The organism is Pseudomonas sp. Irchel 3E20, from assembly GCF_900187645.1.
In the GTDB taxonomy this organism is placed as follows: Bacteria; Pseudomonadota; Gammaproteobacteria; order Pseudomonadales; family Pseudomonadaceae; genus Aquipseudomonas.
Genome location: NZ_FYEE01000007.1, coordinates 24,313 through 38,203, shown reverse-complemented (window position 1 = coordinate 38,203; position 13,891 = coordinate 24,313). Strand labels below are relative to the sequence as shown.

The following is a 13,891-nucleotide window of genomic DNA, read 5'->3' as shown; positions in this document are numbered from 1 at the left end:
GCGAAAGTGTGCGGCCGCACCTGAGCCAAGGCTCAGCGGCGGTCATCCGGTGGCAGGGGGCCGAGTGGGCGCACCCAGAAAAGTTCGTGGCGGCGCACCGCTTTGCGGAAGAACTCGTCCTCGCCGGTACGCGGCCAGCGGCGCCCGGCCAGCAGGCGCTGGATCACGCGGCGCACGCGGCGCTTGAACGGTGGCCGGCCCTGCAGGTCGTGCTGCATGCCCAGGGCCATGGCCTTGTCCATCTGCTGCGCGGCGCTCAGGGTCGGGCTCCACAGGCCATCGGCCGGCAGCGCTTCGATGGTCGGCGGCAGGGCGATGCCGTAGCCCGCCGGGCCCATGGGCCAGCGGTCGTTGTCGTGCAGGTGATTGGCGTAAAGCAACAGAGTGCGTGGGCGCCAGGTGCTCTGCTCGATGGCTTGCATCAAGGCGCGAGTGCTGGCCACGTGGTCGCTGTGAGGGTCGAGCTCAGGGTGGGGCGTGAGTACCGCCTCGGGGCGATGCTGTTCCAGCAATTGGGCCAGGTCGGCCACCAGGTTGCGCCAGGTAGGCTGGCCATCGACATCGCCGGGCAGGCGCATGGCGTTGTGCTGGCGCACGGTGCGGATATCGCTTTGCCCCGACTCACGAGAACCGAACGCCTGCTCGGGCTGTTGCGCCATGGCCGGCAATTGCAGGCAGTAATAGCCCAGTTGCACGCAGTTGTGTTGCGCCACACCGCCCCACAACGGCACCGCGAGGCTGTCCCAACTGCGCAGGCGCCCCTTGAGCCGCGCCGCCTCGGCGGCGTCCAGGCCCATGTCGCGAAAGCGTTCGGCTTCGATCTCGCCCTGGGTCAGGGTGACGATGGCCACCTCGGCGGCCCGGCTATAGAGGCCGAACGCCGCCAGTTCGGCATCGTCCGCATGGGGGGCGATGACCAGCAGGCGTTGCTGGGCGAAATCCGGGTTGCTCAAGGCATGGAGGGTGGCCTGCGGGGCCAGGCGACAAAAGCGCCCGCGCAGGCGCAAGGTACCGGCCGCCAAGGCCTGCTCCTGCCCAGAGAGGTTGAGGAAGCGCACCCCCGCCACGCCACGCTCCAGGTCCTGGCGGTCGTCGCCGATCCACACCTGCGGGTCGAGCAGGCGCCCCAGCCAGTGGCTCTTGACCCACACTTGCAGGACCAGGGTTTGCGCCGTGGCGAAGTCGCCCTCCACGCGCAGGACGCCGTTGGCCAGGGCCACGGGAAACTGCGGCGTGCCGGGCGGGAAGTCGTAGCGGTAATCATCACCCGGGGCGTAGAACAGGTGGTCGGCGAACCAGGCTTCATGGGCGATCCAGCCCAGCAGCAGGAACAGCGGCAACGGCCACCAGGCTACCAGCAGCCCGAATGCCAGCGTCGCCAGCAACGCGCCCAGCAGCAGCAGGCGTTTGCGTTGGCGATGGCGCTTGAGCAACTGTTGCTTGCGTCCACTCATGGCTGCATAACCTCGCTCACACCTGGTAGACCGGCACCCGGTGGCACCAGCGGTCCTTGTATTCCCGGTCGGCGCGGCCGAACGAGTAGCGCAGCGGCTTGCCCAACGCCCGCGCCTCTTCCCAGGCAGCCTGGGTGTTGACGAAGCTGAGCACGCTGCCAGGGCTGAACTCGCGGTTCTGCGGGTCGACCCCACCGTTGATGTACTCCAGGCTGACCCACTTGGGCGCCTCGACGCGGTAGAGGATTTGCACCGCCACCGGTTCATCGTTGAGGTAGATGAGCGAGCCGGTCATGAACTCGCGCATCAGGCTGAAGACTTCAGTAAGCCGGGCTTTGCCCGGCGCCTCGAAACCCCAGCGACGTTGAAACAGATCGGCGTAGATCGCCGCCTGTTCGCTGGCGTTCAATTCAAGCATGGGGCGGATGCTGCCACCGGCCTCTTCCAACAGTCGCTGTTCGCGGCGCTGGTTGTAGCGGAATTTCTTGCTGTAATCCTCGGGCTGGCGAGCCAGCGCCAGGCCTTCGGCTTGCTCGCGTAGGCCGGTGAGGTTGGCGGCGTTGAGTTCGGAAACGTAGCGCATGCGGTGACGTACGCGAGCGCGGGCGTCATCGGCGGCCGGGAGGATGATCTCGGCGTTGCCCAGGTCGAACAAGCCGCGCTTGCCCTGGTGCTTGAGCACGTCCTTGGACAACGCGACATGGCGGCCCCAGGTCGGCATCGCGGCGCACAACTCGCCCTCGACGAACCACCCCAGGTAGCGCACGGCAATGCCCGCCAGCCCGGACAGCCGCTCAACCACTTGCGGGTGAGTCGCCACGCTGCCACCAAACGCCTGCCAGGCCTGGGCATAGGCCGAGGCATCGATGGGCGTCCAACCGTTTTCCCGCCAACCACGCCAGTAACTCAGGATCAAGCCAGGGACTCCGTCATCGCTTCGTCGGTGCCTTCGACGAAGTCTTTTTCGTGCAGGCGAGCATAGAAGCCGTTGAGCGCCAGCAACTCGGCATGGGTGCCGCGCTCGACGATGCGGCCCTGGTCCATCAACAGAATCAGGTCGGCTTTTTCGATGGTCGAGAGGCGGTGGGCAATGACCAGGGTGGTGCGGTTCTTCATCACCTGATCGAGGGCGGCCTGGATATGGCGCTCGGACTCGGTGTCGAGGGCCGAGGTGGCCTCGTCGAGAATCAGCAACGGCGCATTCTTGAGCAGAGCCCGGGCAATCGCCAGGCGCTGGCGCTGGCCGCCGGACAGCAGCACGCCGTTCTCGCCCACAAGGGTGTCGTAGCCCTGGGGCATCTGCTCGATGAACTCAGCGGCGTAGGCATCTTCGGCCGCCTTGCGCACATCGTCCATCGGCGCGCCGGCGAGGTCGCCATAGGCGATGTTGTTGGCCACGCTGTCGTTGAACAGGGTCACCTGCTGCGTCACCAGGGCGATATGGCGGCGCAGGTTGGTCAGTTTGTATTCCTCGACATCCACCCCGTCGAGCAGGATGTGGCCCTTGTCGTGGTGGTAGAAGCGCGGGATCAGGTTGGCCAGCGTGGACTTGCCGCTGCCCGAGCGGCCGACCAGGGCCACCATCTGGCCTTCTTCGGCGGTGAAGGAGATGTCGTTGAGCACGACCTTGTCGGTGCCCGGGTATTGGAAGCTCAGGTTGCGCACCTCGAGGCGGCCGCTGACCCGTTCCATCTCCTTGGTGCCGGTATCGACTTCCGGCGTTTCATCGAGCTGCTCGAAGATGCTCTCGGCACCCGCCAGGCCCTTCTGGATCGTGGCGCTGACTTCGGACAACTGGCGGATCGGTTTGGGCAGCAGGCCGGCGGCAGTGATGTAGGCAATCAGTTCGCCCGCCGAAGCGTCGCCGCGCATGTACAGCACCAGGTACATCAACACGGCCATGCCGATGTAGATCACCAGTTGCAGTACAGGGGTGTAGATCGACTGGGTGCGGGTCATGCCCAGGCTGCGGTTCATGTTGTCGGCGCTGGCCTTGTGGAAGCGCTCGATTTCATAGGTTTCGCCACCAAAGCTGCGCACCACGCGGTAGCCCTGGATAGTTTCCGAGGCAACGTGGGTGACATCCCCCATGGCCACCTGGATTTTCTTGCTCTGCTTGCGGAATTTCTTGCTCGCGCTGCTTACCAGCACGGCGATGATCGGCAGGATCGCGAGCAGGACGAGGGTCATTTTCCAGTTGCTGTACAGCAGGTAGCCGAACAGGAACACCACCGTCAGGCCTTCGCGGATCACCACTTTGATGGCGTCGGTCGCGGCGCCGGTGACCATGGTCACGTTGTAGGTGATGCGCGAAATCAGGTGCCCGGAGTTGTGGTTGTCGAAATAGCGGTTGGGCAGGGTCAGCAGGTTGTCGAACAGCGCGCAGCGCAAGTCGTGGACCACGCCACGGGCAACCTTGGCCAGGTAGTAGTTGCCCAGGAACGAGCCGACGCCTTGGTAGATCGCAATCAGCACGATCAACAGCGGCACCCCCAGCACCAGTGAGACACCGAGAAACTTGGTGTCGTTGGGTTTTTGCAGAGCATCGAGGAAGTGCTTGAGCATGTCCGCCAGCATCGGCTGGCTGGAGGCGAAGAGCACGAAACCAACAATACTGATGGCAAAAGCGCCCCAGTACGGGAGCACGTATTTCAGCAACCGCAGGTAGATCTTCATACTCGATTGCTGGTCGGAATTGGCCATTCGGCACGCCTCGTACATTTGAAAAGACAGACAAGCTGCGGATTGTAACAGCGAACCCCTACCAACATTGACTAAGGCGGGGAAGCCACTGCATTAGCGTCGGTTTCACAACGCACCCGCGCCGCCAGCACCATGCTCAAGCCAATCGGCAACCAGGTAATCAACCAGTCTGCGTTGGGCTTGAGCCAAAGCCCGATGCCATCGGTCATCAGCGACGCCCCGGCAAACACCCACAGCGCCAGCAATGCCCGGCCCAGCGGCTGTGCCCGACAAGTCCAGCCGCGCCAACCCGCCGCCAACCACAGCCAGCCGAACAGCAGCAGGCCGATCACGCCTTCGCGCACGCCGGTGTCCAGGAACAGGTTGTGGGGGTGCTTGAACGCTCGGTCCAGTTGTTCGACAGGGATCCAATACTCATGAAACCCCAGCCCCATCGCCCAGTGGTCGAGCAGCAACTGCATGCCCCCGCCCCACAACTGCGGGCGGTACGACAACCCGCGCTGCAACAGGATGTGCGGCTGGAGCAAGGCAATGACCGCCAACCCCAGTACCGCCAGAGCCACCAGCCCTGTGCCCAGGCGCGAGGGCCGCGCCACGCTCATCACCAGCAAACAGGTCGCCAGGGCGATCCACACCCCACGGGTCTGGCTAAAGCCCAGGAACGCCACATAGCCGAACGCCGGAATCAACAATAGCAGCATGACCCAAGGCGAACAGCGCCGGGCCTGGACGACGCACAGCCCGAGAATCGCCAAGGCGCCCACGGCGTGGGCCGCCATGATCGCGGTATCCCATAGACCGACAGCCACCAGCCGCCCCTTGATCGGTTGTTCCGCCAACAGATAGAAGGACGTCAGCGAAACCAACGCGAACACACCACCCAGGATCGAGGAATAGAACAACACCGCTTCTACGCGCCACTTCGGACTCTGCGCGGCCAGCACGATGCCCAGCAACGTCAGGGCCACATACAACGTCACCTTGGCCTTGCCGATCACATCCTCGCCCCCCTTGAACGCCAGCACCACGAGGGTCCAAACCATGAACGCAGCAAAGAGCCACCATTCCGGCTGCTTGAGCATCCGCCGTACATCGCGATGCAACAGCGCCAATACAGCCGGCAGCCATAGTAAAAGGGTCAGCAGTTGGTGATAGAGCTTGTTGCTCGGCAAGACCCACGCCCCGCACAGCATCACGATCAAGCCCAGGGATGCCCACACCGCCAGCACATCCTTTGCAAACAGTTTTTTCATGCTTTTCAGCAACCTGTCTTACCCAGCATCCGATTGGCCACTTGCCGCAAATGAGCTGCATCCGCCTCTTTCCAGGCGCCCTTGATGCAGTAGTGTTCAGTCAAGTAGTGCAAGAAATTGCGCCGCAGCGACTCATCCAATGGCCACTGTGGATAGGCCCGCACCAACGCCAGCAGTTGATCGACGCTGTCAGCGTGCATCACCAAGCCTTCGATAGTGAAGAACGCCTGACCCAGCGTCAGCACCGGCTTACCCAATAACAGGCTTTCCAGGCCAACGGTCGAGTTCAGGGTAATGACGAACTGGCTGGCCTCGATCAACTGCTGGGTGGGGTTGCCATTGGCGAACAACAGCCGCTCATGGGTACGCGCATGCAGGTCGGGGTAAACCTCGCGGCTGGAAGGATGCTCCTTGAACACCACGGTTGCACCCGTCTGCTCGACCAGGCGTTCGCCCAGGGCGAACAGCTCGCGCATATTGCGCACCCAGGGCGAAAACAAACGCACCTGGCTGTCGCGGTCGTCCTGAAACGGAATAAAGATGAACTGTTGCGGCAACTCGATCGGCGCCGGGCCCTCGGTACGGGGCTTGCGTGGAATCAGCACGGCTGGGGCGCTGTCCTGCGCCACGGGATAGGGGTAGTTGCGGTAAAACTCGGCCTCCCGTGGCACGGAGTTGAGGTAATTGACTCCGTGCTCATCCAGGGTCGTGGTGCTGGGCAGCAGGCCATTCTCGAAAAAGAAGGTTTTGCAGCCTTCGGGAGCCAGCGCCGCGAGCAGCCGACAATAGCGGTGGGAACCGTTCCAGAACACCAGCGCCTGGGGGCGTTCGCGGTCCAACAGGGCCTGGGCACGCAAGGCCACCCACAGTAGTTCCAGGCGCAACAGGGCCCGGTACAGGCGCCCCGCGGTCTTGTCTTTGACCCGCCGTTCTTCGCACTTTTCCTCGACCAGGCTCGCCCAGTCGATGCGCGGCAGCACGCTGAAGAGCCGCGACAACCGAGGCCAGGGCATCTGGGCAGGCATGACGATTTTGCCTTCCAGCTCGGTCTCGTTAAGCAAACGATTGAAATACAGACCCTGGTGTTTGGCCAAGGAAATGAACAGCATTGTCGTCATAGGGTGTCCAAAAAAGACCGCATCTATCTCGCCAATACGACACAAGCGCGTACAACAGGTTCGTCGACAACAATTCCCTGTTGCTCGCTGATTTGTGCAGAAAGGATAGAAGCTAGAAATGCTCAGCGGGAGAAAACCAGCGGTGCCTGGAGCGCACAAGAACCGTGGGATCCACGCAATACGAGCCAATTTGCCTGAAAAAGGGCGGCGATTGTAGCACAGCGGTTTTGGCCGCATGCCCACTGCGCTACCATAGCCGGCTGCCCATTCTGTCAGGCCAAACCCGGAGCCTCGATGCAAACGCTCGACCACAGTCTCTACCTCAACCTGCGCGAGGGCGCCGACGTTCTCGAAGCCGATGGTAAAGGGGATAAAGTCCTGCGCCTGGCCGATGGTTCGATGCTCAAGCTATTCCGCCGTAAACGCCTGCTCACCTCGGCCCTATGGGCGCCTTACGCACAGCGTTTCGCCGACAATTGCCAGGCGTTGCGCGAGCGCGCCATCGAGTGCCCCCGCGTGCGCCAGGTCTACCGCATCCCCAGCGTCGAGCGAGACGCCGTGCACTACGACCCGCTCCCTGGCCAGACCCTACGCCAGTTGCTCGCCGCCCCGGGCCACGAAGGCCTGCGCGGGCAATTGGGCACCTTCATCGCGCGCCTGCATGAAGCGGGCGTCTACTTTCGCTCCGCGCACCTGGGCAACGTGGTCCTGACCCCGCAAAACACCCTGGGCTTGATCGACATCGCCGACCTGCGCACCTACCGCAAGCCGCTGCGCAAAAGCCTGCGCCTGCGCAACTTCAAGCACATGCTGCGCTACCGCCAGGACCGTGCGTGGCTGCTCCAAGACAACCAGTTTCTGGAGCATTACCTGGCTCATCAGCGTGTGTGCAACGAAAGGGAATTGAGCCTGGCGCTCAACGCCTGAGGCGTCAGCCTACGGCGGCCAGGGTAATCGTCTCGAAGACCCTGGCCGGGTCTTCGCCGCGCGCCAGGAGGTCCACCAGTTGCACGGTTTTAGCCAGCCCCTGCGAACCGTACACCAAGTGGAAATCGGCAAAGGCCCGGGCCTGGGCGACATGCCCCGGATAATCGAGCTCCAGCGCCTGCAAGCGGCGGGAAAACACCTCGCCATCGCGCACCTGAGCGCCGAAAAACTGCTCGTGGGAAAAGATATCCGCGTCATCCCCGGCATTCACATAGATCACCGGCCGCCCAGCCAAGCCCGCCTCCAACCCGGCGTTGGACATGATATTGACCACCACACTGGACTGCGCCAACGCATCGGCCAAGGTACAGGCCGGCGCCAACAACTCGACATTGCCCAGGCTCGCCGCCGCCTCACTCCAGAACTGCGCCTTGCTGCGCGGGTGGCGCTTGAACAGCACGCGATAATGCCCGTGTGCCGCGGCCCAGTCGCGCAGTAAGGCGTAGGTGCGTTGGTAACCGGGCTCTTTCTCCCGGTCCGGGCCGACACCGAGGATCAGCAGCGTCTTGAGCGCGGGATCAGCTACTGGCAAATCGTAGGTTTCATCAGCCAGGTAGGAACCCACCAACACCACGGTGGACTCACCAAAGCGCAAGCCGCGTGCCTGCAACGCCATCAGCGAACTGCGGCCAAACACACCGTAATAGTCGAAATCGTTCATCGCCAGGCGCCGCGAAGGCTCTAGGGTCGCCGAGTGCGCCAATTGCAGCAGCGTGGCCCCACGCGCCGCCAGCGCCAAACGCAGGAAAGGCGCGTGCAGGCTGCCGTTGCGCTCGTTGACAAGGACTTTGGGCTGATACTGGCTGACCAGCCATTGGGCGTGGGCCGCGTAGGCCAGATAGCGCAACGGCACCGGTTCGGGCGGTGCCAACAGCATGCGCTTGGCGCAGGACTCCGGCGCCGAGCGCAGCGCCGCCTCGGCCAATTGCAGGCCCCGATGGCGCACCGCGTCGATCAGAATGTTCTTGCGCTGCAACGCCATGGACTTGGGCGCCGAGTGCAGCAACAGCACCTCGCAAGGCGTCGGTTCCAGCACGCGGCTCAAGCACAGCCTGGCACGGACGCCAACTGCCACATCCACCAGAAAGTCGCGCAGCAAACGCAGGGCACTGGCGCAGCGACCATGGCGCTCGCGCAGCAGTTTCCAGCGATAACGATCCAGCTCACGGGCCTTTTGTGCCCAACTTCCCTGTATAGGCATCAACACACTCACGCGAAAAGCAATCGGATGGCCTTGCGGGTATAGGACCAGCGCATCAGCGAACGCCAGTCCGTGCGCACGGCCAGGGCATAGAACTTCCTGGCATTGGCGTAATCACCCGCGCTGTAGCAATCGCGGAATAACGACAGGCAGCGCTGGGCCAGGAACGCCTGGCGCAAGTCCTGCAAATCAGCGGGCATGCGCGCCGGGGAAAACACTTCCTCCACCATGCCCACACCGGCCGCCAGGCTCTGCTTGAGGTCGTGGCGCATGCTGCCCGGGTGCTTGTAGATCAGTGCCAATGGCTGGTCGAGCACACTGCACGGGAACCGCGCCAGCACCTGGGCGAACACCGGCAGGTCTTCGGCGTTACGCAAATGCTCGGGATAATTACCGGGCGCGAACACCTCGCGGTGCATGGCGCAGGCGCCATTGGACAGCGACACGGTCTTGTCCAGCAAGTACCCACGCACCCGTTCGCGCGCCGTGACGGGCAAAGGCTTAACGTGATGCAGCGTACGGGAGCCGTCCTCGAACACCGACCAATGGCCGCCGATAATCAACCGCGTCTGGGGAGCGGCCGCAATATGCTGCGTCACTGCCTTCAGCGCCCCCGGCGCCATCTCGTCATCGGCGTCAAGAAAGATCAGGTACTGTCCCTTCCCCTTCAGGATGCCCAGGTTACGCACAGAAGCCAGGCCGCCATTGACCTTGCGTATCACGCGAAAAAGCCCCGGGTGCTCATCCTGCAAGTGCTCCAGCACCTGAGGAGTTTCGTCCGTGGAGCCATCATCGATGACCAACAGCTCTGCGTTCGCCTGCCCTAGCTGCGCCAACACCGAGTTCACCGCACGGGGCAAGGTCTTGGCGTAGTTGTAGGCCGGGATAACAACGCTAATCAGTAATTCAGTCAACGGTGTAGTCGTCCGCGCCATCCTTGACCACCAAAATGTCTTCCATGATGAGGTACTGCAGATCCGAGCCGAAGAACATATTCAGCGCATCGGTGGGCGAGCAGATCATCGGCTCGCCACGGCGGTTGAGCGAGGTGTTCAACGACACGCCATTGCCGGTCAGCACCTCCAGCGCTTTCATCATGTCGTAGTAACGCGGGTTGTAATCGCGCTTGAGCACCTGGGCGCGGGATGTACCGTCTTCGTGGACCACCTCCGGCACGCGGGTTTTCCACTCCTCGGCCACTTCGAAAGTGAAGGTCATGAACGGCGCCGGGTGATCGACCTTAATCATCTGCGGCGCGACGGTGTCGAGCATGGACGGGCAGAAAGGCCTCCAGCGCTCGCGGAACTTGATCTGGTGGTTGATCCGGTCCGCCACGCCGGTGGCGCTTGGGCAACCGATGATCGAGCGCCCGCCGAGGGCACGTGGGCCGAACTCCATGCGGCCCTGGAACCAGGCCACCGGATTGCCATCCACCATGATCTTGGCGATTTTTTCCGGCATGTTGTCGAGCTTGCGCCACGTCGGCGCACTCGGGTGACGGGCGCAGGCCGCGATCACATCTTCGTTGCTGTAGGAAGGGCCGAGGTAGACGTGCTCCATCTTCTCCACCGGCACGCCACGGGCATGGGACACATAGGCTGCGGCACCTACCGCAGTGCCGGCGTCACCGGATGCAGGCTGCACGAACAGTTCCTTGATGTCATCGCGCGCGATGATTTTCTGGTTCAGCTTGACGTTCAACGCACAGCCGCCAGCGAAAGCGAGCTTGCCGGTTTCCTTGAGCACGTCACCCAGGTAGTAGTCGATCATCTGCAACGCCAGTTTCTCGAACAGCGCTTGCATGCTCGCGGCGTAGTGGATGTACGGCTCGTCGGCGATATCGCCTTCGCGCTTGGGGCCCAGCCACTCGATCAGCTTGGGCGAGAAGTAAAAGCCCTTGCCGTTCTCTTTGTAGCGACGCAGGCCAATGACGTTGGCGTAGTCGGTGTTAATCACCAACTCGCCATTCTCGAACGAGGCCAAACGCGAGAAATCGTACTTGCTGGCATCGCCGTAGGGCGCCATGCCCATGACCTTGAACTCGCCGTCGAGCATCTCGAAACCGAGGAACTCGGTGATCGCGCCGTAGAGGCCGCCCAGGGAATCCGGGTCGAAGAATTCCTTGATCTTGTGGATCTTGCCGTTTTCGCCGTAGCCGAAGAACGTGGTGGCGTACTCGCCCTTGCCGTCGATCCCCAGGATCGCGGTTTTCTCTTTGAAACCGGAGCAGTGGTAGGCGCTGGAGGCGTGGGCCAGGTGATGCTCGACCGGCTCGATCTTGATCTTCTTCGGGTCGAAGCCCAGTTGCTCCAGGCACCAGACGATTTTGTTGCGATAACGCTTGTAGCGCCGGTTGCCCATCAGGATCGCGTCAAGGGCGCGGTCCGGGGCGTACCAATAGCGCTTGGCATAGTGCCAGCGGGCCTTGCCGAACAGGCTGATGGGTGCGAACGGAATCGCCACCACATCGACGTCGCCGGGCTTGATGCCGGCCTGTTCCAGGCAGAATTTCGCCGATTCGTAGGGCATGCGGTTCTTTGCATGTTTGTCGCGTACGAAGCGCTCCTCTTCGGCCGCGGCGATCAGCTTGCCGTCGATATACAGGGCTGCGGAAGGATCATGGCTAAGGGCGCCGGACAGGCCAAGAATCGTCAATGCCACAGGGGTCTAGCCTCTAGTAAGTCTGCATGCGGGCGGCGGGCGCCCGAGATGAATGTGCCCTCGCACAGCGGCGACAGGCAGTAAAAGGGCGGGATTATAGCCTAATAAGGCCAGGGTCTGTAGACACGCCTTTGACGCAGGCCAAGCCCTGTGGCAGCCAGCCCAGGCGCGCAACATCGAGCCTGCCGGTTCGCTACTCGCCAGCTACCCTGCTCACAGGGGCGCGACGCGCCGGGACTTTTTCCCGCGCCACCGCCACCAAAGGACAGTATGGCGAGGCCGTCAATAACGATAGGGTGCTAAATAAATCCGCCCGCCACGCTCATCAATCGTTACACTCGCGCCCCTTTTTTTGCCGCCACCCTGCGTGCGGCCCACTACGGACCTTTACCACCCCAATGAAAACAGTTGCCCGCGCCCCTTTCGTCCTCCTCACGCTGTGGGGCTTTATCGGCACCAGCCATGCCCAAAGCCCCGCCCTGGAGCTCGACCCCAGCGTGGTCAGCGGCTCGCGCAGTATCAGCTCCAGCTTTGACCTGCCCTACTCCGTGGACGCCATCAGCCGCGAGCAGATCAGCGACGGCCAACTGGGCATCAACGCCTCCGAAGCACTGTCACGCGTGCCGGGGTTGGTGGTGCAGAACCGCCAGAACTATGCACAGGACTTGCAGATTTCCTCCCGCGGCTTCGGCGCCCGCTCGGCCTTCGGTGTGCGCGGCATCAAGCTGATCGCCGACGGCATCCCCGCCAGCACCCCGGACGGCCAGGGCCAGGCTGCCACGTTCAACCTCGACACCGCCGAGCGCATCGAAGTGCTGCGCGGCCCGGCCGCCAGCCTGTACGGCAGCAACGCCGGCGGAGTGATCCAGATGTTCTCCCGCGAGGGCGGAGGCCCGCCGCGCATCGGCGCCGAAACCCTGTTCGGCAGCGATGGCCTGAACCGCAACCACCTCAGCGCCGAAGGCGCGGTGGAGGGCGCAGGCTTTGTCCTCGATGCCTCCAGCCTGGACACCGACGGCTACCGCGACCACAGCAGCGCACGCCGCGACCAGACCTTCGCCAAGCTCAACTTCAAGCCCGACGATGACAGCAAGATGGCGCTGATCTACAGCAGCCTGGAACAGAACGGCACCCAGGACCCGCTGGGCCAGACCTGGGCGGGGTACAAGGCCGACCCGCGCTCGGTGACGCCGAACGCCCTGAACTACAACACCCGCAAAAGCATCGACCACCAGCAACTGGGCATGAACTACGAACGCTATATCGGCGACGCGACCTTGCAGGTCAACGCCTACACCGGGCAGCGCAGCGTGATTCAGTACCTGTCGATTCCCAAGGGCACGCCCGCCAACGAACGCGGCGGCGGCGGCGTGGTGCAGTTCGACCGCACCTTCTACGGTGCCGGCGTGCGCTGGCTGCAACCGGTTGAGGGCGTGGCCGGCGAGCTGACGCTGATCGGCGGCCTGGACTTCGACCAGAGCCAGGACGACCGCCACGGCTACCAGAATTACAAAGGCAGCCAGTTGGGGGTCAAGGGCGAGGAGCGTCGCGACGAAGTGGACACCGCCCGCAGCCTCGACCCCTATATCCAGGCCAACTGGGCCCTGGGCCGCTGGACCCTGCAAGCCGGCCTGCGCCACAGCACCATGGAAATGGATGTTGACGACAAGTTCCTCAGCAACGGCGACGCCAGCGGCAACAAGCGCTACCAGAAAACCACACCGTCCATGAGCGCCCTGTACGCCTTCACCGAGAACCTGCACGGCTACGTCAGCGCCGGCAAAGGCTTCGAGACCCCGACCCAGGCCGAACTGGCCTACGCCCCCGGCGGCGACGAAGGCTTCAACTTCGGCCTCAAGCCCTCGCAAAGTACCCAGTACGAAATCGGCCTGAAAGCCAAGGTCGGCCAGGACACGCGGATCAACGCCGCCGTGTTCCAGATCACCACCGAGGATGAGTTGGTGGTGGCTGGCTCCGACGCTGGCCGCACCAGCTATCAAAACGCCGGCCGCACCCTGCGCCGCGGCTTCGAGCTGGGCCTGGAAAGCCAACTCAGCGAGCACTGGAGCACCAGCCTGGCCTACACCCGCTTGCAGGCCACCTATGACAGCGACTTTGTCAGCGTAAGCGGAAAGACTAAAAACCCAGTCGACAAAGGCAACTACCTGCCCGGCGTGCCCCAAACCACCCTCTTCGCCGAGCTGAACTGGAAACCCCGGGACTGGGTCAGCACCGCCGTCGAAGGCCTGTACCGCAGCAAGGTCTACGTCGAAGACACCAACCAGCAGCGCGCGGCCCCGGCCTACAGCGTGTTCAACTGGCGCGCCCGCTTCGAGCAGAAGGCCCAGCACTGGACCTTCCACCAGACCCTACGCCTGGACAACCTGCTGGATCGCCAGTACGTGGGCTCGGTGATCGTCGGCGACGGCAACCACCGCTACTACGAAGCCGCGCCGGGGCGCTCGTGGTATGCGGGGGCGGGGGCTGAGTACAACTTTTGACGTGACGCGGGAA

Annotated in this window: 10 protein-coding genes; 2 read left to right on the top strand and 8 right to left on the bottom strand. The window is 63.2% G+C overall.

The window, feature by feature from the left end:
* Positions 1-32 precede the first annotated feature (32 nt).
* From CKW13_RS14515 to CKW13_RS14495, 5 genes are all read right to left on the bottom strand, one after another.
* Positions 33-1,454 (bottom strand): PIG-L deacetylase family protein, encoded by a 1,422-nt coding sequence (locus tag CKW13_RS14515; RefSeq protein WP_095109318.1) that lies wholly within the window; start codon positions 1,452-1,454, stop codon positions 33-35.
* 16 nt (positions 1,455-1,470) lie between these two features.
* Entirely contained in the window at positions 1,471-2,367 is an 897-nt protein-coding gene (locus CKW13_RS14510; protein ID WP_095109515.1) for a GNAT family N-acetyltransferase, read from the bottom strand.
* Complete coding sequence (msbA, locus tag CKW13_RS14505; RefSeq protein ID WP_095109317.1) at positions 2,367-4,157, bottom strand: lipid A export permease/ATP-binding protein MsbA; 1,791 nt, start codon at positions 4,155-4,157, stop codon at positions 2,367-2,369. The genes CKW13_RS14510 and msbA overlap by 1 nt, the downstream gene beginning before the upstream one ends.
* 71 nt (positions 4,158-4,228) lie before the next feature.
* Positions 4,229-5,410, bottom strand: coding sequence for an O-antigen ligase (locus tag CKW13_RS14500; RefSeq protein WP_095109316.1), 1,182 nt, complete (start codon positions 5,408-5,410; stop codon positions 4,229-4,231).
* Positions 5,411-5,415: 5 nt separating this feature from the next.
* A complete protein-coding gene (locus CKW13_RS14495) occupies positions 5,416-6,528 on the bottom strand; it encodes a capsular biosynthesis protein (protein WP_095109315.1) in 1,113 nt (370 codons plus the stop codon).
* A gap of 294 nt (positions 6,529-6,822) precedes the next feature.
* Between CKW13_RS14495 and CKW13_RS14490 the strand changes: the two genes are divergently transcribed.
* Entirely contained in the window at positions 6,823-7,455 is a 633-nt protein-coding gene (locus tag CKW13_RS14490) for a toluene tolerance protein (protein ID WP_095109314.1), read from the top strand.
* Positions 7,456-7,459: 4 nt separating this feature from the next.
* On the opposite strand, the gene CKW13_RS14485 is transcribed toward CKW13_RS14490, so the two are convergent.
* Genes CKW13_RS14485 through CKW13_RS14475 form a run of 3 tightly spaced genes read right to left on the bottom strand, consistent with a single transcriptional unit; the run spans position 7,460 to position 11,377 of the window.
* Positions 7,460-8,716 carry a capsule biosynthesis protein gene (locus tag CKW13_RS14485; RefSeq protein ID WP_095109313.1) on the bottom strand — a complete coding sequence of 419 codons (1,257 nt, stop codon included), beginning with the start codon at positions 8,714-8,716 and terminating at the stop codon, positions 7,460-7,462.
* Positions 8,717-8,724: 8 nt separating this feature from the next.
* Positions 8,725-9,630 carry a glycosyltransferase family 2 protein gene (locus CKW13_RS14480; protein WP_095109312.1) on the bottom strand — a complete coding sequence of 302 codons (906 nt, stop codon included), beginning with the start codon at positions 9,628-9,630 and terminating at the stop codon, positions 8,725-8,727.
* Positions 9,623-11,377 (bottom strand): carbamoyltransferase, encoded by a 1,755-nt coding sequence (locus CKW13_RS14475; protein WP_095109311.1) that lies wholly within the window; start codon positions 11,375-11,377, stop codon positions 9,623-9,625. The genes CKW13_RS14480 and CKW13_RS14475 overlap by 8 nt, the downstream gene beginning before the upstream one ends.
* A gap of 398 nt (positions 11,378-11,775) precedes the next feature.
* On the opposite strand from CKW13_RS14475, the gene CKW13_RS14470 reads away from it, so the two are divergent.
* The gene (locus CKW13_RS14470; RefSeq protein ID WP_095109310.1) at positions 11,776-13,878 is read left to right on the top strand and encodes a TonB-dependent receptor; all 2,103 of its coding nucleotides are present in this window, start codon (positions 11,776-11,778) and stop codon (positions 13,876-13,878) included.
* Positions 13,879-13,891 lie beyond the last annotated feature (13 nt).